A 17,383-nucleotide genomic window follows, 5' to 3' on the forward strand; every position below is an offset into this window, starting at 1 on the left:
CGCACAGCGTACATGATGCAGGTCACATGGTGAACACCTCGCGCCCCGCCGTGGGGAGCCCGCGCGCGGCCTTTCATGCCTGTCCCATGCCACGCCGTACGTTGTTGTGACCGGGCTCACGGGCGTAGCCTGGTATGACCGCAGAGTATGGACCAGGGCAGACGGTTAGGAGACCACACACATGAAAATCGCGCTCTTCGCCACATGCATTGTGGATGCCATGTATCCCAAGGTGGCGCTGGCCACCGTGCGGATCCTCGAGCGGCTGGGACACGAGGTCGTGTTTCCCCAGGGGCAGGGCTGCTGTTCCCAGATGCACGTCAACAGCGGGTACTTCCAGGACGCTGTGCCGGTGATCCGCAACCACGTGCGCGCGTTCACCAGCGTGGACTACGACGTCGCCGTGGCCCCCTCCGGCTCCTGTGTGGCCTCCCTGGGGCACCAGCAGCCGATGGTTGCGCGCCAGTGCGGCGAGGACGCCCTGGCCGAGGATGCCGCCATGGTGGCCAAGAACACCTACGAGCTCTCCGAGCTGCTCGTGGACGTGCTGGGTGTGACGGACGCCGCCGAGCAGCTCGGCTCCTGGTTTCCGCACCCGGTGACCTACCACCCCTCGTGCCACGGCATGCGCCTGCTGGGACTCGGGGATCGCCAGAAGGACCTCGTGCGCTCCGTAGCGGACATCGAGTTCCATGAGCTACCCGACGCCGAGGAGTGCTGCGGCTTCGGCGGCACGTTCTCCTTCAAGAATCCGGACGTCTCCGGTGCCATGGCGGACGCCAAGCTCAACAACATCCGCAGCTCGGGCGCCTCGCTGTGCACCGGCGGGGATGCCTCGTGCCTGCTGCACCTGGGCGGAGCCGCGTCCAAGCGGAACGTGGACGTCCAGACCGTCCACTTCGCGGAAATCCTCGCCTCAACCCGGGCCAACCCGCTGCAGGTAGAGGGCCCCGTTGAACTGTCCATCTCCCAACCCGGCCGTCGCACGGCGAGCCCGGCCACCACTGCAGGAGCAACTCGATGAGCGTCACGTCCCTCGGCATGCCCGCCGTGCGTCCCGTGCACGGGCAGGGCAACCTGCACGCGCAGGTCGCCTTCCCCAAGGCCGCCAAGAAGGAGCTGCAGAACAAGCAGATGCGCGCCAACATCCGGCACGCCACCCACACCATCCGCGCCAAGCGCGCCGGCGTGGTGGGGGAAGTCCCGGACTGGAGCGAGCTGCGCGACGCCGGCTCCGCCATCAAGGAGACCGTGATGGCGGAGCTGCCCGAGCTGCTCGAGCTGTTCGAGGCGAACGTGACGGCGCGCGGCGGCGTCGTCCACTGGGCCCGGGACGCGGACGAGGCGAACGCCATCGTGACCCGTCTGGTCCAGGAGCAGGACACCACGGACGTGATCAAGGTGAAGTCCATGGCCACCCAGGAGATCGGGCTGGACGAGCACCTCTCCGAGCACGGGATCACCGCCACGGAGACGGACCTCGCCGAGCTCATCGTGCAGCTGGGGCGGGACAAGCCCTCCCACATCCTGGTGCCCGCGATCCACAAGAACCGCGAGGAGATCCGCGAGATCTTCAGCCGCGAGATGCCCGGCGTCACCGAGGAGCTCACGAGCGAGCCCCGAGTGCTCGCGGAGGCCGCGCGGCAGCACCTGCGGGAGAAGTTCCTCACCTCCAAGGTGGCCATCAGCGGCGCGAACTTCGGCATCGCGGAGACTGGCACCCTGTCCGTGGTGGAGTCCGAGGGCAACGGGCGCATGTGCCTGACCCTGCCCGAGACCCTGATCACCGTGATGGGCATCGAGAAACTGTTGCCCACCTACCAGGACCTCGAGGTGTTCTTCCAGCTCTTGCCGCGCTCCTCCACTGGCGAACGCATGAACCCGTACACCTCCCTGTGGACCGGCGTGACGCCCGGGGACGGCCCCAAGAACTTCCACGTGGTGCTCCTGGACAACGGGCGCTCCGCGGTGCTCGCGGACCCGCAGGGTCGCTCCGCACTGCACTGCATCCGGTGTTCCGCGTGCCTGAACGTGTGCCCCGTGTATGAGCACGCGGGCGGGCACTCCTACGGCTCCACCTACCCCGGTCCCATCGGGGCGATCCTCTCGCCGCAGCTCACGGGCATCACGTCCGAGAAGAATGCCTCCCTGCCGTACGCGTCCTCCCTGTGCGGGGCGTGCTACCAGGTGTGTCCCGTGAAGATCAACATCCCCGAGATCCTCGTGCATCTGCGGGACGAGGACATCCGCGCCCAGCACGGGAAACGCCCGGACCACGCCCACCCTGCACCGGTCTCCAAGGACCCCGCGGTGGGCGGGGACGACAACTGGCGCGAGGAGAAGTCCCTGACCGCGGACGAGGGCCGGGGTGGGCAGGACACTGCCCCCCAGAAGGGCACCCTCCAGGAGCTCGGTTCTCGGGCGCGTCGCGCAGGACGCCGCATCCGAGGAGCCGTGCCTTCCCGCGGTGTGCCCACGCAGATGGACGCCATGATGAAGGGCGCTTCCTTCGTGATGTCCTCTGGTCAGCGGATGTCCTTGGCGGAGCGCGGGCTACCCATGGGCCGTGTAATCGCCGGCCGCGATCGCGCCATCGGTTGGCTGCCCGGCATGGTGGGCGGCTGGACCGCCGAGCGCGACATCCCCGAGCCCCCCAAGGAGTCCTTCCGCAACTGGTGGAAGAAGCACGAGGGGGAGACCGGGGAACGACTCGAGCGCGACGGCGTCACTGCAGCGCCGGGAACCGAGCGCACCGGTGCGGGGCTCGCGGAGGACCACCCGGCGTCGTCCGTCGAGGTGGCAACCCCCCAGGGCCCGCACGGCGAGTCCAAGGCAGCCCGGACCGAGGAGACCGCGGCCGGCACCGGCCAGGACGCCGCCACCCCGGGTGCCGGCGCGGATGCCGTGGCCGGGGCGTACAGTGCTGCCACGGGCGACCCCCACGAGGACAACATCGCACCCCGCAACGGCCACGCAGGCCGCGGGAACCAGGACGGAGAGCCGGCATGAGCGCCGACGCCAAGACCGAAATCCTCGAGCGGCTCAACGGTGCGCTCGCGGACCACCCGCGGGCACCCCACGTGCCCCGCGACTACCGGCACACCTCGGGCCTCGGGCGGGACGAGATCATCGACATGCTCGAGGACCGGTTGCTGGATTACAAGGCCAACGTCTACAGGGAGACCGCGCAGACCGTGGCGCAGCGCGTCGCCACCCAGCTTGGGACCTCCGCGCGCTACGTGATCCCCGAGGGCCTCGACACCTCGTGGTTGCCTGAGGAGACCGCCGCGCGCCGGGCCATCGTGGACCCCAATGACGGTCGCAAGGCCTCCGCGCTGACCGTGCGGGACCTCAACCAGGTGGACGCCGTGGTGACCTCCTCCACGGTCTCGTGCGCGCAGACGGGCACCATCTTCCTGTCCGGGCGCCCGGACGAGGGTCGGCGCGCCATCACCCTGGTGCCGGACCACCACATCTGCATCGTGCCGCTGGACTCCGTGGTGGAGCTCATCCCGGAGGCCATGGCCCGCGTGGAGCCCACTGCGCCCACCACCATGATCTCGGGGCCCTCGGCCACCTCGGACATCGAGCTCGAACGCGTGGAGGGTGTCCACGGTCCGCGCACGCTGGACGTGATCCTGCTGGGTTGAGGCCGCGCGGCCCTGTCCCGCATACTTCGAGAAAGGTCCCCGTCGCCCGCGTTACCGCGGTGACGGGGACCTTCGCGTTCACACGTTGCTCACCAGCAGCGATCGCTCACGAGGAGCTGCCGCGCGCTACAAGCGATCAGTCAGTCCAACGGCTATCCACCACGAACCGCTGGACCTCATGGTGACACACGCGCGGAAACCGCTCCTTGAGGAGGAGCTGTGATCGAACGAGTCAGTAGCGCGGCAGCGCCGGGTCCACCCGGTCGATCCACGCGAGCACCCCGCCGTCCAGGTGCTTCACGGTGTCCTCCCGCAGGGCGTAGTCCCTGCGCAGTGCCGCGAGGGCCTGGGCGGAACGGGCACCGGCCTTGCAGTGCAGGATCACGGTGCCCTCCGCCTCATCCGGAAGAGCCGTGACACCCCGGTCCAGGACGTCCTGCAGCGGCACGTGCACGGATCCGGGGATGGCCACGAGTTTGCGCTCCCAGTCCTCGCGCACGTCCACGAGCGTGAAGGACGTCTCCCCGAGGGACCGGGCGGTCAGTAGCTCGGCCAGCTCCGGGGCGGTGACGGTCTCGTGGGGGGCGGGAGCGGCGTCGTCGTCGGAGGGCAGACCGCACGCGAGCGCCACCCGCGAGAGATCCGTGACGGGTGGGCGGTGCGGGTCCGGCAGGACCGTGAGCTCGCGCCACGTCTGGGCCAGGGCGTCGTGGATGAGGACCCTGCCGAGCAGGGGACGGCCGATGCCCGTGATGAGTTTGAGCGCCTCGGTGACCATGACCGAGCCGATCGTGGCCGGGAGCATGCCCAGCACACCGCCCTCGGCGCACGAGGGGACCTGGCCCGGCGCGGGCGCTTCCGGGAACAGGTCGCGGTACACGGGGCCGTGACCGGACCAGAACACGGAGACCTGGCCGTCGAAACGCAGGATGGAGCCCCACACCACGGGGATGCCGGTGAGTTCGGCGGCGTCCGAGACCAGGAAGCGTGTGCCGAAGTTGTCCGCGCCGTCCATGATCAGGTCGTAGCCGGAGAAGATCTCCAGGGCGTTGTCGGTGCTCAGCCGCTCGGGATGGCGGTGCACGGTGACCAGGGGGTTGAGCCGGGCCACGGCATCCGCGGCGGAATCGACCTTGGGCCGGCCGATGTCGGCCATCCCATGGACCACCTGGCGTTGCAGGTTGGACACGGATACGACGTCGTCGTCGACCACGCCGATGGTCCCCACCCCGGCGGCCGCGAGGTACTGCAGCGCGGGAGCGCCGAGCCCGCCCGCGCCGATCACCAGGACGCGTGCGTTCTTGAGCCGACGCTGCCCCTCCTCGCCCAGTTGCGGCAACGTGAGGTGGCGTGAATAGCGTTCGAGTTCCTCGCGACTCAGATCGGAGGCGGGGGCCACGAGGGGTGGTAGCGGGGTGCTCATGAAACCTGCGATTCCAGCTGTGGGGTGGTGGATGAAGGCGCGGGCCAGTCCCCGCGGGGCGCGTCGGCGGTGTCGATGCGCCCGGCCATGGGCGAGGACGCCACGGCGTGCGTGCGCCGCGCGATCCGCCCCGCGCCGCGGGCCAGGTGCCCCGCGAGCACGGCGTGCTTCATGGCACTCGCCATGGCCACGGGATCCTGCGCGCGGGTCACGGCGGACGCGAGCAGGACGGCGTCGCACCCGAGTTCCATGGCCAGGGCCGCCTCGGACGCCGTGCCGATCCCGGCATCCAGCACCACGGGCACGGACGCGCGGGACGCGATGAGTTCGATGTTGTGCGGGTTGAGGATCCCCAGACCCGTGCCGATGGGAGCACCGAGGGGCATCACGGCCACGGCCCCGGCGTCCTCGAGCCGCAGCGCGAGCACGGGGTCGTCGGACGTGTACGCGAAGACCATGAAACCGCGCCGAGCGAGTTTCTCGGTCGCGTCCAGCAGCTCCACACCGTCCGGGAGCAGGGTGTCCTCGTCCGCGATGATTTCGAGCTTGACCCAGTCCGTCTCCAGCGCCTCGCGCCCCAGTTCAGCGGTCAGCAGAGCGTCCCGCGCGGTGTAGCACCCCGCAGTGTTGGGCAGCACCCGGATGTCGTTGCGGCGCAGCAGCCCGTACAGGCTGTCCTGCGGTGTCCCGGTCGACGACGCCGCTGCGCCACCTCCCGCGCGACCGCTCGCCCGGTTCGCCGTGCCGGATGCTTGCGCGCCCGCTGGCGAGGCGGGGCCGGGCGCGAAGCGGCGCAGGGCCACCGTGGTCAGTTCCGTCCCGGAGGCCAGCAGGGCCCGTTCGAGCATCGCGAAATCGGTGAGGCCCCCGGTGCCCATGATCAGCCGGGACGAGAGCTCCACCCCGGCCACGGTCAGGTGGGTTTCGTGCGTGGTCACGTTCAGCCTCCCTGCACCGCGGTGACGATCTCCACGGATTGACCCGCTTCCACGGGGGTCGTGGCCCACAGGGAGCGGGGGATCACGGCGTCGTCCACCGCCACGGCGATCCCCAGGGGATGGCCGTCCGCGGCGGTGCCCTCGGGTGTGATCTCGCGGCCCGTGAGGTCGACGACGGCGCTCGCGACCGTCAACCCCGGGGTCACCGCCACGGGGGAGCCGTTCACGACGGCCGTGGAGGAATTGTCTGTGGTCTCGGGCGCGATCATTCGAGTCCTCCATGCATCTGGGGATAGCTCTCGGGTGTGGTGAACGGGGCCTCGGGGGCGGGGTTCGAGTGCCGGGCCGGGTCGGTGTCGGCGAGGAACGCGGCGTCGGACCCGTGGTCCGCGAGCGGGTCCAGGACGCCGGTCACGAGCTCCGCCGCGAGCCGGGACGCCACGGGGGTCAGCAGGATGCCGTGACGGAAGTGACCCGTGCTGATCACGAGCCCGGCCACCGAGGTCTTCCCCACGTACGGCAGGTCGTCGGAGGTTCCCGGGCGGGCGCGGGCCATCATCTCCAGGACGTCGCAGTCGTCGATCGCGGGGACCACGGCGCGCGCGTCCCGCAGCAGTTGGTGTACGCCACCGGCCAGCACGGATTCGCGCCCGTCCTCGCGGCTCGTGGCGCCCAGCACCAGGGTCCGGTCCTCGCGGGGGACCATGTACACGGGTCGACCCAGGACCTGGGCGCGCACCGTGCGCGTGAGCAAATGCGATTCCCCGGGGGCCAGGGCGGTCTCGGGAACCCGCAACCGCAGGATGTCCCCGAACACCGGGCGCAATCTGAGGTCGAGTCCCTCGGGCAGCCCGCCCATGGTGTTGGCGGTCAGCCCGGTGGCCACGACCACGGCGTCCGCGGGGATCACCTCACCGGAGTCCACCTGCACGCCCGTGGCCTGCCGGGGTTCCCTGCGGGAGGTCAGCACGGTGTCCACGCGGGAGGTCAGCCACTGCGCCGGTCCGGCGTCGGGGACGTCCCCGATGGTGGTCAGCTGCGGGCAGTTCAGGGTCTCCACCAGGGCGGCCGCGAGCATCCGGGGGTCCACCTGGCGGTCGGAGACGATCCGTACCGCACCGCTCAACCGCGGCGCAAGAGCCGGTTCCAGGTGCCGGGCCTCCCGCGTGGAGATCTCCTGCACGTCCATCCCGGAGGCGATCTGGTGTGACGCGAGGTCGGAGAGGGATTGGGCGTCCGCGGCGTCGGCGGCCACCACGAGCGTCTCCTCGGTGCGGTAGCCCGTGGGCAGGCCCGTGGCCGCGGTGACGCGCTCCACGAAGTCCGGGTACTCCGCGGCGGAGGCCCGCATGAGGGGGTAGAGGCGTTCCTGGCCGTACTGGGTCTCGGCGATCGGTGCGAGCATGCCCGCGGCCGCGCGGGTGGCGCCCCACGCCGGGCGGGGATCGACGACGGTCACGGCGGCCCCGCGGCGTCGTAGTTCGAAGGCCGTGGCCAGGCCCACGAGACCAGCTCCGGCCACGACCACGTGGTCACCGAGGTGCTCGGGCATTATTCCTCCCTCCGGCGGCATGATCCGCATCAGGTGATCCGGTCGGCGGCTCACGCCCTCTCAGCCCGCTGCGGTGGTTGTTGCCAACGTGTGCGGGCTCCCGTGGAGTTCGTCGAACGGCGACGAACGGCCCTGCCAGTCTAATCACCCCTAGCTGTGGAACGCAGGGGGACTTCGCGGCGGGCTGATCGGGCGAGGTGTCCGCGGGCGCGCGGTTCGTGCCACGATGGCCGCATGGGACACACGAGCCAGACGGGTACCGGGCGCCGCGCCGCCCTCGAGAACGCGCGACTGTACGTATGCGTCACGGCGCGCCACGAGCGCGGTGACCTGCGCGAATTTCTGCACGCCGCGTACGAGGGCGGGGTGGACATCATCCAGTTGCGGGACAAATCCCTCGAGGCTGCAGCGGAGATCGAGGCCATCGAGGTACTCGCCGACGTCGCCCGTGAGCACGGCGCACTCTTCGCCGTCAACGATCGTGCGGACGTCGCGCTGCTCACCGGCGCGGACGTGTTCCACGTGGGCCAGGGCGATCTCACCACCGCGCAGGCTCGGCGGGTCCTGGGGGACGACGTGGTGATCGGGCGGTCCTGTCACTCCCTGGCCCAGGTGGACGCCGCCGTGGCCGACGCCGGGCTCGACTACTTCTGCACCGGGCCCGTGTGGGAGACCCCCACCAAGCCGGGTCGCGCGGCCGTGGGGCTCGAGCTGCCGCGCTACGCCGCTCAGCACGCGGGGGCCAAGCCCTTCTTCGCGATCGGCGGGGTCGACACCGCGCGGTTGCCGTCCGTGCTCGACACGGGTGCCTCGCGCATCGTGGTCGTGCGGGCCGTGACCGATGCGGAGGACGTCACCGCGGCGGCGCGGGCGCTGCGGGACACGCTGCCCGGGTGAGACCCGATCTTTGAACGCGGTGGAGCGGAGGCGCCGCGGTGGGATGGCACCGCTCGGGTAGCGACGTGTTCGGTGGGGTGGTGCGCGTCGGGGCGGAGTCATGGAGTCATGGCGCCGCAGTGTCTTGCCGTCGCGCGGGTGGCACGGCTCGCTCGGTACGCGGAGCGGAACCGTTACGGGGTCCCGCACTGCCCGGGGTGCTGCTGGCACCACGGGGTGACACCGGGGAACTTCCCCCGGTGATCGGCCACCCACCGGTACACGCGGTCCTGGACCCACCGCACGGGCGGTAACCGGTAGAACGGCTCGAACACCCGGATGCCCAGGGCGGTGTCCAGGGTCACGGCCACCGCGTGCGCCCCCGAGGATCGCTCACCGGAACGGGATAGGACGGCCCACACCGACGCGTTGCCCTCCGCATTCGTCAGTCCGAACCGCTCCAGTACGCCGGGGACCTGGTAGGCGTGCAGGGCGATCCGGTCATGGCGGTCCAGTGTCCGGGCCCATCCCACGCAGCGCGTGCAGAACCCGCAGTTGCCGTCGAAGACCAGGTGCAGGGACGCGCCCTGCTCGGTGCCCCGGGGGTTCACAGCAGCGCCGTCCCGTCGATGCACGCGGTGCAGTGTCCGCCCACGAACACGTGGTCCCCGTCCGACGTCACGGTCACGAGGCCGCTGCGTCCCATGAGGGTGCCCTGTCGGGCGATGTAGTTCGCGGGCGCCCGGCCCGTACGGATGAGCCACTGGGCCAGGCTCGCGTTGAGGCTTCCCGTGACGGGGTCCTCGTACCCGCCGGTCCCACCCACGAAGGCGCGGACCTCGAACTGGTGCGGACTGCTCTGCGGGTGGGGACCCACCACGCCGATCTTGGCGCCGTGGAGAGCGGGAAGGTCGGGCTCGATCGCCAGGACGTCCTTGGCGCCAGCCAGAAGCAGCGCGGCCCAGCCGGGGCCGTTGTCGACCCACTGATGGGCGACGACCTGCTCGTCCCGCAGGCCCAGGGCCGCGGTCACGCCCCCGAGCAGTTCCGGGCCCAGGTCTCCCGTGCGGTCGGTGGGTGGGGCCTCGAAGGTCAGTGCGCCGTCGTCGGACGGGCGGATCCGCACGAGGCCCGCGGCGCATTCCTGGACGATGACGTCCTTGGCACGCGCGGTGTTGCCCGCGGTGAGCCATGCGTGGGCCGAGCCCAGGGTGGGGTGACCGGCGAACGGCAGCTCACGGTCCGGGGTCCAGATGCGCAGCCGGTAGTCGGCGTCCGGGTCCGTGGGTGGGAGCACGAACGTGGTCTCGGACAGGTTGGTCCAGCGCGCGAAGCGGGCCATGGCGTCGTCGGTGAGATCGGTGCCATCCAGGACGACCGCCACCGGGTTGCCCAGATAGGGCTCCCGGGAGAAGACGTCGACCTGGGTGAACGGGCGCGGACGAGGTATTGGGCTCATGGGGTGATTCCATCACGATGCGCCGACGGGGTGTCATCTCGCGCCCGGGCCTCACACGGCGCGGCCAGAGACAACATGTCCGGCGCACACGCGTGCCGGACGGGCGTCCGGCACGCGATGCCCCGCACCCCCGGTGGGCTCACCCCCGCCGCAGCACTACCCCGCGGCGGGGCTGCAGCACCAGGTGGGACCCCGCCGCCCGACCCCGGACGTCGACCATGCCGCGCGGCACCCGGACGCGGCGGCGTCGTCGGCGGTCGGCGTTGAAGTTCACCGCGGCCCAGCCGTGCGTGAACTCGCGCCACCACGTGTGACCGCGGCGCACGGGGTCCTGCACCGGCGCGCCGAGGTCCCAGTCGAGCTGCGCGGTGTGCTGGGTGCGGCTGTAGTCGTCGTGCGCCGTGGCCGAGTACGCGCCGCGGCCCGCCCCGAAGATCCAGAACGCGGCCAGACCGTACTCGACATTGGGGTGGTCGTCGTCGCCGTCCGTGGGCACCCGCAGGATGCTGATGCCCGGCCCGTCCGCCTGGGGCAGCTGCGCCTCGGTGGTCTCCGGGTCGAACAGGTCCACCGGGCTGAAACCCAGCCACACCTCCTCGAATCCGCCGCCGTAGGCCGCGTGACTCGCCCAGCGGCCGGGCTCGCGCCGCGATTCCGCGATGTTCGGGACCAGAATCTTACCGACCTCGTTCAGAGCCGTGCCCGCGGCATGCACCAATTCGCCAGCGCCGTCGCGGAAATCCGCCATCGTCCGGGCATGACGGATGGGCAGGTCCAGGCCGTAGTAGTCGTCGAACACGTCGTTGTCCGCCATCACGCCGTCGAACGGCGAATCCCGCAGCTCGGCGACGACGTTGCGCACCCAGCGCTCGCGGTACTCGGGCGACCACACGGTCATCTGCCAGTGTCCGCCGTAGCGGGCCCACTCGATGCGTTCACCGTCCAGGCGCCGTGCGAACCACCAGTCCGGGGCCTCGGCGTACGAGACCCCGGAACTGTGGATCGGGCCCGGTTCGTAACTGCGGGTCGAGGACAGGCACTTGTAGCACAGCACCGTCATGTCCGGGCGGCGCCGCTTGAGGTCCGCGGCCGCCGCCGTCTCCCACGGCTGCAGGATCGCCGCCCGGTAGTGCTGCGCGGCGAAGTCGAGCTGCTCGGGGCTGATCGGGCCCCCGTACCGGATCCAGGCGCCGACGCCGCTCACTCGCCCGCGCCCGCCAACGGCGCCTCGAGCGCCGGTTGACGCAGGTCCGAGTACTCGAAGTTGCGCTTCTCACCCATGTTGCCGAGCATCCGGTAGATCTTGTTGTAGGAGGACATGACCTCGTGGAGCTGGAAGAAGTCCTCCACGCGGCCGCGGGCGTTGGTGCTGTAGGAGCGGTAACGATCCACGTTCCCGATCACGGCCTGGACCTTGTCCTCCATGGCCACGATGTCACCGGGTGCGAGCAGTTCACCGCACGGTCCCCACGTACGGCCGTCGGGGGTCACCAGGTCGTCGCCCACGAGCTGGCTCATGCCACCCACGTCCGAACCCACCGTGGGGATGCCCGCGGCCATGGCCTCGAGCACCACGATCGGCTGGCCCTCGTTGTAGCTCGGGAGCACCAGCAGGTCGAACTGGTCGAGCATGTCCCGTACGTTCACGGTCCCGTGGATGGTCACGAGGTCGTGGAGGCCCAGGGCCTCGATCTTCTCGAGGCACGCCTCGTAGTACTCGGGCACATGCTCGGTGGGGCCCAGGACGTCCAGGTGGATGTTGGGGTACCCGCGATCCCGCAGGATGTCCATGCTGGAGAGCAGATCCATGAGTCCCTTGATGGGCACCACGCGGGCGATGTACACGAGTCGCCAGGTGTGTTCCTCCGGGGACTGCGCAATGCGCTCCACCGCGGCTTGGCGGGCGTGGTATTTTTCCTCGAACTCCTCGATGATCATGCCGTTGGGCAGCACCACGGACTTGTCCACGTCCGCGCCCAGGCGCGCGGCCTCCGTGATGGCCGTGGGGTAGAGGTAGGTTACGAGCTCGGCGCTCGGGTAGCAGAAGTGCCCGATCTCGATCCACCACGCCATTCACGCCCGGTCCTCGGCACTGACGTCGAACGTGCGGTAGTCCTCGGACGTGATCGACAGCGCCATGTTGCGGTCGAGCAGGGTGTTCACGGTGTCGCGCACGTACAGGTTGTGCTCGGTGAGCAGGAACGACGTGCCGTGATCGCGCGCGGCCGCGGCACCCAGCAGGGACGCGTAGCCGGTCGTGTGCGCGTGGTACACCCGGGCCCGGGGCATGGTCTCGCCCAGGATCGCGTGGGCCAGGGAGAAGAATCCGCGCAGCAACCAGAACGATTCGGACAGGGAGAGCCCGAGCTGCGGCATCCGCTCCGTCAGCGCATGCAGGAACTCGCGAGAGCCCAGGACGGCCCACAGGGGGTACTGCCGGGTACGTTCATTGAGTCCCTCGTCGATGAGCTCCCACAGTGGCTCGGTGTCCCGGGTACCGGCCAGGGCGTAGATCGCGTCGAAGATCCGGTGGGACAGCACCGTTCGCTGCTCAGCGGTCATGCCCAGATCCTTGGGGCGCACGGACATGAAGTCGTCCCGGTGCTCCTGCATGCTCAGGTAGACCACGCGGACCCATTTCACGTTCTCGGGCATGGAGTAGAGGTCCTCCTGGGGTGCCTCGGAGTCCCAGGAGATGTGGATGATCCCGTAGCTCAGGTCGGGGTTACCCGTGACGATGTCGTGGACGACCGCCGAGACCCCGCCCTTGAGGAAGGGGTAGGTGGATTCCATGACGATGGCGACGTCCACGTCCTCGTACTGCTTCTGGCGCTGTTGCGCGGCGGGGGACAGACGGGTGGGTTCCGCGACGGCCACGGACTTGGTGGCGCGGTGCTTGGCGTGTGAGCGCGTGAAAGGGTACATGTCAACTATTCCTCACGGGATGAAAGGGTCCGGGGTCGCAATGTGGCGACCAGCAGGGACGTGCAGTGGGGGCCGAGACCGGGCAGGACTGCGCCCGGGCGCGGCGGATGCGCTTGATAGGAAGCGCTTACGTGGACTGCGTTACCAGGACGTGGCGTGGCGCCAGAAGAGGGTGTACTCAGGCTGGGCCCAGTGACGCTTGTACAGTGCCCAGGCACCGGCGACCAGCACCAGGTCCGCGAGCAACAGGAGGGCGTACGCCCCGTTGGTGGAGAACACCGCGAACGCGAGGATGCTCACGACCAGGTGCACCGCACCCAGGGCCTGGGCCGTGATCTTCTCCCCGATGTAGTCCAGTTCGTAGCTCAACAGCGTGAGCATCATGAACGTCCAGGACGCCACGGCCACGGTCACCGCGAGGAGGACGTGGTGGGGCTGCAGTCCGCCCAGCAGCAGCGCGGCCGCCAGGGTCAGCACCATGCCCACCGCGCCGGTGCGCAGGACGGAGCGGTCCACCACGTAGCTGAGCAGCGTGGAGCGGGAGGCCAGCACGGGCAATGTTTCCTTCTCGATGGCCCGGTGCAGTCCGCTGACGGCGCGGTCCACGTGCGGGGCCATGTTGACGAAGTAGAAGTTGTAGGCGAGCACCGCGGGGAGCATGGCCATGAACACCACGATCACCTGGAAGGTCCCGTCCGTGGCCAGGAACAGCACGAACTTGTCCGCCCACAACACCGATCCGAGCAGCAGTCCGCGCAGCGCGTCCGCGGCGAAGTTGCGGTGGTCCAGGCGTTCGAAGACCCGCACGTGGGACAGCTGACGGCCCATTGCCGCGATCTGGGTGGCCGCGGCGACCAGGGGCGGAAGGATCCACACGGTGGGAACCACGGCCAGGGCCAGGGCGTAGGCGCCCCATGCCACGGCCCACAGGCCGCGGCGTTCTCCCACGTTGGCGAGGACCAGGGACTGTACGAACAGCACGTGCGCGCCCAGCAACAGCAGGTAGGCGCCCATGGCCTGCCAGGACCAGCCGGTGGCCAGCCACAGCGGCAGTGCGAACAGCCCGGCGAGCGGGAGGGTCTGCAGGAACATGGCCGGCCACACCTCGCAGAAGCACCGGGTGATCTTCTGCATGTCCCGCTCGGCCATGAGGTCACCGATCGCGCGGTACGCGGGCATGCACGCGGCCTGCGCGAGCCAGGGCACGACCGGAGAGGTTCATCGTCAGTACTTGTCATCGTGGAGTTCACCGGTGCGCCGGGGGATGGTGACGGATTGCCGGTTAGCTACGCGATCATGACCGGAGTGCATATCGGTTCAGACAATGAATGATTATGCATAGGTTTCTACGTGCCGCTGCCGAGTATCGCCGGGCCGGACCATGTCCCGGGAAGAGGCTCGGAATGGGTTTCCGGGATCCGGGTCCGTGGGGAAATGCAGAACACCCGGACCCACGATTCGTGGGTCCGGGTGTTCATGTGGTCGGGATGACAGGATTTGAACCTGCGACCTCGTCGTCCCGAACGACGCGCGCTACCAAGCTGCGCCACATCCCGATGTCACACGGCAGAGCCGCGAACAACTGCTCCAGCATAGCGGCAGCACGGGAGGAATGTGAAATCCCCGAGTCACCGAAAACGTCCGAGCGCGGCGTCAGCGGCTGACCCGCTCCAGCACCTGCAGGACGTGTTCGTAGGGTTTGCCCGTGGCCTCGGTCATGCCTTGCTCACACGTCCGATTCAAAGATGCGTATGCATCAAAGGCTCCGGCCTGTACCTCCGCAGCCTCGGGAGCCGTGGCGGCCGCCGTGAGCTCGGGATGCAGCATGCCGCGGTCGCCCGCGTACCCGCAGCACCCCCACGCGAAAGGAACGGTGGCGTGCTCGGCACATGCGCCAGCCACGCGCAGGAGGTGATCGTTGATCCCCAGTTGCACGGACGAGCACGTGGGGTGCACCGCGAGCGCGCCCACGGGCGAGGACACGGTCAGCCGGTCCAGCACGTTCTCGGCCACGAACTGCACCGCGTCCACGAACCGCAGTCCGGCGTACCGGGGCGAGTTCGCCGCCAGTTCTCGCATGGTGACGAGTCCTTCGGTGCACGAGGAGGCATCACACACCACCGGGAGTGTGCCGTGCTCGGAGGCCTCCCACAGGGTCTCGAGGGTCCGCCGGGACATGGTCTCGTATCCGGAGGGTAGGCCCTTGGACTTCCACGGCGTGCCACAGCACGTGGAGGTGATGCCCTCGGGAACATGTACGTCCACTCCGGCGCGCTCGCACAACATCAAGAACGCCTCGGACACCGACGGTCCCTCCCCGTGCACCGTGCCGAACATGGCCCCGATGCACGCGGGGAAGAACACGGCCCGGGCGCGGTCGGCAGGGACGTTCGCGGGCGCCGTCGTCAATCCGGCACGGGAGCGACCGCCCGCGGGCAGACGAGGGGAATAGCCGGGGACGGTGTCCGTCCCGAGCGCGGCGCGGGCCACCGACGTCGCGCTGACCGGGAGCGCGGCGGGCATCCGCCGGGCCAGGGACAGCGCGAAGGCCGCACCAGGAACGGTCATGGGCCACGCCCGGGCGAGCCCCGCCCACACGAGGTCCGCCACAGCGGAACGGTTCTCCGCCCGCAGCCGACGCACCAGGTCACCCGTGTTGATGTCCACGGGGCACGCGGTCACGCACATGCCGTCCACCGCGCACGTCTGCAGCCCGTCGTAGTCGAACTCGCGCCGCATCCGACCGGCCAGTTCGTGCTCACCGCGCGCTTCGGCGTCCGCGATCTCGCGGCGCCCCACGATGCGCTGGCGCGGCGTGAGCGTGAGATCCCGGGATGGGCACACCGGCTCGCAGTATCCGCATTCCACGCACCGGTCCACCTCCTCCTCCACGGCCGGCGCGGTCTTGAGATCGCGCAGGTACGCGCGCGGGTCCTCGGTGAGGATCACCCCGGGGTTGAAGCGGTTGCCGGGATCGATCAGGGCCTTCAGCTCCACCATCACCGAGTACAGCTCGTCCCCGTACTGCCGCCGCACGAACGGGGCCATGATCCGCCCGGTCCCGTGCTCGGCCTTGAGGGAGCCCCCGCGGCCCAGGATGAGCTCCACCATCTCCTCGGTGAACTGCTCGTAACGGCGTAGCGAAGCGGGATCATCGAACTGTTCGTTGAGCATGAAGTGGACGTTGCCGTCCTTGGCGTGGCCGAAGATCACCGAGTCCCGGTAGCCGTGGGCGTCGAAGAGTCCGGTGAGCTCCTCGCACGTGCCGCCCAGCTGGTCCACCGGCACCACCACGTCTTCGAGCAGCGCGTTGGTGCCCTGCGGTCGGTTGCCCGCCACGGTGGTGTAGAGCCCCTTGCGCACGGTCCACAGGCTCGCGCGCTCGCGGGGGTCGGTGGTCAGGGCCACCGGCCCGGCCAGCTCGAGCGCATCGAAGGTGGACGCCGCCGCCTCCGCCAGCTCCCGCACACCTGCCGCGGTGTCGTGCTGGTACTCCACGAGCAGTGCGGCCTGCTGGCTCACCGGGATGTCCATGATCGCGGACGGCGCGAGTCCGGTGCGCTGCGAGACCGCCAGGGACGTGGCGTCCATCAGCTCCAGGGTGGCGCACTGCGAGCCCACCAGGTCCGGAACGGCACTCGTGGCGGCCACCACGGTGGGGAACACCAGCAGGCCGGTGGCCACGTGCGGGTGCACGGGCACGGTGCGCAGGGTCGCGCTCGCCACGAACCCCAGGGTGCCCTCCGAGCCGATCATGAGGTGCTCCAGGATGGCCACGGGGTCCTCGTGGTCCAGGAACGAGTTCAGCCCGTAGCCCATGGTGTTCTTCATGGCGAACAGTCGCTGGATGGTCCGCACGGACTCCGGATTGCCCCGCACGCGGTCCCGCAGCCGGAGCAGGCCCTCGAACAGGTCGGGCTCTCGGGCCCGCAGCTGCTCACCAGCATCCGGGGCGGCGGTGTCCAGCACCGTGCCGGAGGGCAACACGAGCACCATGGACTCCAGGGTGCGGTACGTGTTGAACTCGGTGCCGCACGCCATCCCGGAGGAGTTGTCGGCCACCACTCCGCCCAGCGTGCACGCGGACTCGCTGGCCGGATCCGGGCCCAGCGCCCGCCCGTGCGGAGCCAGCCGCGCATTGACCTGGCGCACGGTGACCCCGGGTTGCACGCGCACGCGGGCACCCCGATCCAGGACCTCCACGCTCTTGAAGTGGCGGCGGACGTCCACGAGGATCTGGTCCGTGACGGACTGCCCCGACAGGGACGTGCCGCCCGAGCGCAGGGTCAGGCCAGCGTCCGTGTCCGCGGCCGCGGCGAAGATCCGCCCCACCTCGTGCGTGTCCCGTGGGCGCAGCACCGCGCGGGGCTGCATCAGGTAGTGGGAGGCGTCGTGGGCCACCGCGCGCCGTTCCAGCTCCCCGGTGACGACGACGCCGCTGCCGCACTCCCGCTCGATCCTCGCCACCGCGCGGTCCAGCGGAGAGTCGCTGGGAGCCGGGGCGGCGTCGTCGGGTCGGCGCGTGGGGAGGGGGAGTCGAATCGGTGCCATGGGAAGAAC

At 69.9% G+C, this 17,383-nt stretch carries 15 protein-coding genes, 1 tRNA gene and 1 riboswitch; of the genes, 4 read left to right on the forward strand and 12 right to left on the reverse strand.

The genetic code is table 11. From position 1 onward, the window contains the following. The first annotated feature begins 181 nt into the window (after positions 1 to 181). From RF650_RS05080 to RF650_RS05090, 3 genes are read left to right on the forward strand one after another with little or no spacing between them, the layout of a single operon-like run. On the forward strand, positions 182 to 1,024 hold the full coding sequence (locus tag RF650_RS05080; RefSeq protein ID WP_239319266.1) for a (Fe-S)-binding protein: 843 nt from the start codon (positions 182 to 184) through the stop codon (positions 1,022 to 1,024). After that, the gene (locus RF650_RS05085; RefSeq protein WP_368814254.1) at positions 1,021 to 3,009 is read left to right on the forward strand and encodes a LutB/LldF family L-lactate oxidation iron-sulfur protein; all 1,989 of its coding nucleotides are present in this window, start codon (positions 1,021 to 1,023) and stop codon (positions 3,007 to 3,009) included. The genes RF650_RS05080 and RF650_RS05085 overlap by 4 nt, the downstream gene beginning before the upstream one ends. Beyond that, a complete protein-coding gene (locus RF650_RS05090; RefSeq protein WP_368814255.1) occupies positions 3,006 to 3,650 on the forward strand; it encodes a lactate utilization protein C in 645 nt (214 codons plus the stop codon). The genes RF650_RS05085 and RF650_RS05090 overlap by 4 nt, the downstream gene beginning before the upstream one ends. A gap of 232 nt (positions 3,651 to 3,882) precedes the next feature. On the opposite strand, the gene moeB is transcribed toward RF650_RS05090, so the two are convergent. The 4 genes from moeB to thiO all read right to left on the reverse strand — a co-directional run bounded on the left by moeB (position 3,883) and on the right by thiO (position 7,563). Beyond that, positions 3,883 to 5,073, reverse strand: coding sequence for a molybdopterin-synthase adenylyltransferase MoeB (moeB, locus tag RF650_RS05095; RefSeq protein WP_144997301.1), 1,191 nt, complete (start codon positions 5,071 to 5,073; stop codon positions 3,883 to 3,885). Continuing rightward, the gene (locus tag RF650_RS05100; RefSeq protein ID WP_368814256.1) at positions 5,070 to 6,011 is read right to left on the reverse strand and encodes a thiazole synthase; all 942 of its coding nucleotides are present in this window, start codon (positions 6,009 to 6,011) and stop codon (positions 5,070 to 5,072) included. Before RF650_RS05100 ends, moeB begins: the two co-directional genes overlap by 4 nt. Positions 6,012 to 6,013: 2 nt before the next feature. Next, positions 6,014 to 6,280, reverse strand: a complete 267-nt coding sequence (gene thiS / locus RF650_RS05105) for a sulfur carrier protein ThiS (RefSeq protein ID WP_085106193.1) — start codon at positions 6,278 to 6,280, stop codon at positions 6,014 to 6,016. Further along, entirely contained in the window at positions 6,277 to 7,563 is a 1,287-nt protein-coding gene (thiO, locus tag RF650_RS05110) for a glycine oxidase ThiO (RefSeq protein ID WP_368814257.1), read from the reverse strand. Before thiO ends, thiS begins: the two co-directional genes overlap by 4 nt. Next, a riboswitch (TPP riboswitch) is annotated at positions 7,553 to 7,677 on the reverse strand. Its footprint overlaps the gene before it by 11 nt. A 120-nt stretch (positions 7,678 to 7,797) precedes the next feature. On the opposite strand from thiO, the gene thiE reads away from it, so the two are divergent. After that, the gene (thiE, locus tag RF650_RS05115) at positions 7,798 to 8,460 is read left to right on the forward strand and encodes a thiamine phosphate synthase (RefSeq protein WP_368814259.1); all 663 of its coding nucleotides are present in this window, start codon (positions 7,798 to 7,800) and stop codon (positions 8,458 to 8,460) included. A gap of 173 nt (positions 8,461 to 8,633) precedes the next feature. Here the strand turns inward: thiE and RF650_RS05120 are convergent, their stop codons facing one another. The 8 genes from RF650_RS05120 to RF650_RS05155 form a co-directional block, all read right to left on the reverse strand. Then, positions 8,634 to 9,074, reverse strand: a complete 441-nt coding sequence (locus tag RF650_RS05120; RefSeq protein WP_242670582.1) for a thiol-disulfide oxidoreductase DCC family protein — start codon at positions 9,072 to 9,074, stop codon at positions 8,634 to 8,636. Next, positions 9,047 to 9,898 (reverse strand): PhzF family phenazine biosynthesis protein, encoded by an 852-nt coding sequence (locus RF650_RS05125; RefSeq protein WP_368814261.1) that lies wholly within the window; start codon positions 9,896 to 9,898, stop codon positions 9,047 to 9,049. Before RF650_RS05125 ends, RF650_RS05120 begins: the two co-directional genes overlap by 28 nt. A 139-nt stretch (positions 9,899 to 10,037) precedes the next feature. Continuing rightward, positions 10,038 to 11,102 carry a putative glycoside hydrolase gene (locus RF650_RS05130; RefSeq protein ID WP_368814263.1) on the reverse strand — a complete coding sequence of 355 codons (1,065 nt, stop codon included), beginning with the start codon at positions 11,100 to 11,102 and terminating at the stop codon, positions 10,038 to 10,040. Then, positions 11,099 to 11,971 (reverse strand): GT4 family glycosyltransferase PelF, encoded by an 873-nt coding sequence (gene pelF, locus RF650_RS05135; protein ID WP_368814265.1) that lies wholly within the window; start codon positions 11,969 to 11,971, stop codon positions 11,099 to 11,101. Before pelF ends, RF650_RS05130 begins: the two co-directional genes overlap by 4 nt. After that, entirely contained in the window at positions 11,972 to 12,823 is an 852-nt protein-coding gene (locus RF650_RS05140; RefSeq protein ID WP_368814266.1) for a DUF3492 domain-containing protein, read from the reverse strand. Positions 12,824 to 12,964: 141 nt separating this feature from the next. Beyond that, positions 12,965 to 14,029: a hypothetical protein gene (locus RF650_RS05145; RefSeq protein ID WP_368814267.1), complete on the reverse strand. Its 1,065-nt coding sequence runs from the start codon at positions 14,027 to 14,029 to the stop codon at positions 12,965 to 12,967. A 273-nt stretch (positions 14,030 to 14,302) separates the two neighbouring features. Beyond that, positions 14,303 to 14,379 (reverse strand) — tRNA-Pro (locus RF650_RS05150). A gap of 97 nt (positions 14,380 to 14,476) precedes the next feature. Further along, positions 14,477 to 17,374, reverse strand: a complete 2,898-nt coding sequence (locus RF650_RS05155; RefSeq protein ID WP_368814268.1) for an FAD-binding and (Fe-S)-binding domain-containing protein — start codon at positions 17,372 to 17,374, stop codon at positions 14,477 to 14,479. Between the last annotated feature and the right edge of the window lie 9 nt (positions 17,375 to 17,383).

It is taken from the genome of Kocuria sp. CPCC 205297, assembly GCF_040981035.1.
GTDB lineage: Bacteria > Actinomycetota > Actinomycetes > Actinomycetales > Micrococcaceae > Kocuria > Kocuria marina.

Bases quoted from the DNA above. Each gene is read 5' to 3' on its own strand.
- RF650_RS05080 (WP_239319266.1), top strand. From the start codon at position 182: ATGAAAATCGCGCTCTTCGCCACATGCATTGTGGATGCCATGTATCCC.
- RF650_RS05085 (WP_368814254.1), top strand. From the start codon at position 1,021: ATGAGCGTCACGTCCCTCGGCATGCCCGCCGTGCGTCCCGTGCACGGG.
- RF650_RS05090 (WP_368814255.1), top strand. From the start codon at position 3,006: ATGAGCGCCGACGCCAAGACCGAAATCCTCGAGCGGCTCAACGGTGCG.
- moeB (WP_144997301.1), bottom strand. From the start codon at position 5,073: ATGAGCACCCCGCTACCACCCCTCGTGGCCCCCGCCTCCGATCTGAGT.
- thiS (WP_085106193.1), bottom strand. From the start codon at position 6,280: ATGATCGCGCCCGAGACCACAGACAATTCCTCCACGGCCGTCGTGAAC.
- thiO (WP_368814257.1), bottom strand. From the start codon at position 7,563: ATGCCCGAGCACCTCGGTGACCACGTGGTCGTGGCCGGAGCTGGTCTC.
- thiE (WP_368814259.1), top strand. From the start codon at position 7,798: ATGGGACACACGAGCCAGACGGGTACCGGGCGCCGCGCCGCCCTCGAG.
- RF650_RS05125 (WP_368814261.1), bottom strand. From the start codon at position 9,898: ATGAGCCCAATACCTCGTCCGCGCCCGTTCACCCAGGTCGACGTCTTC.
- pelF (WP_368814265.1), bottom strand. From the start codon at position 11,971: ATGGCGTGGTGGATCGAGATCGGGCACTTCTGCTACCCGAGCGCCGAG.
- RF650_RS05140 (WP_368814266.1), bottom strand. From the start codon at position 12,823: ATGTACCCTTTCACGCGCTCACACGCCAAGCACCGCGCCACCAAGTCC.
- RF650_RS05155 (WP_368814268.1), bottom strand. From the start codon at position 17,374: ATGGCACCGATTCGACTCCCCCTCCCCACGCGCCGACCCGACGACGCC.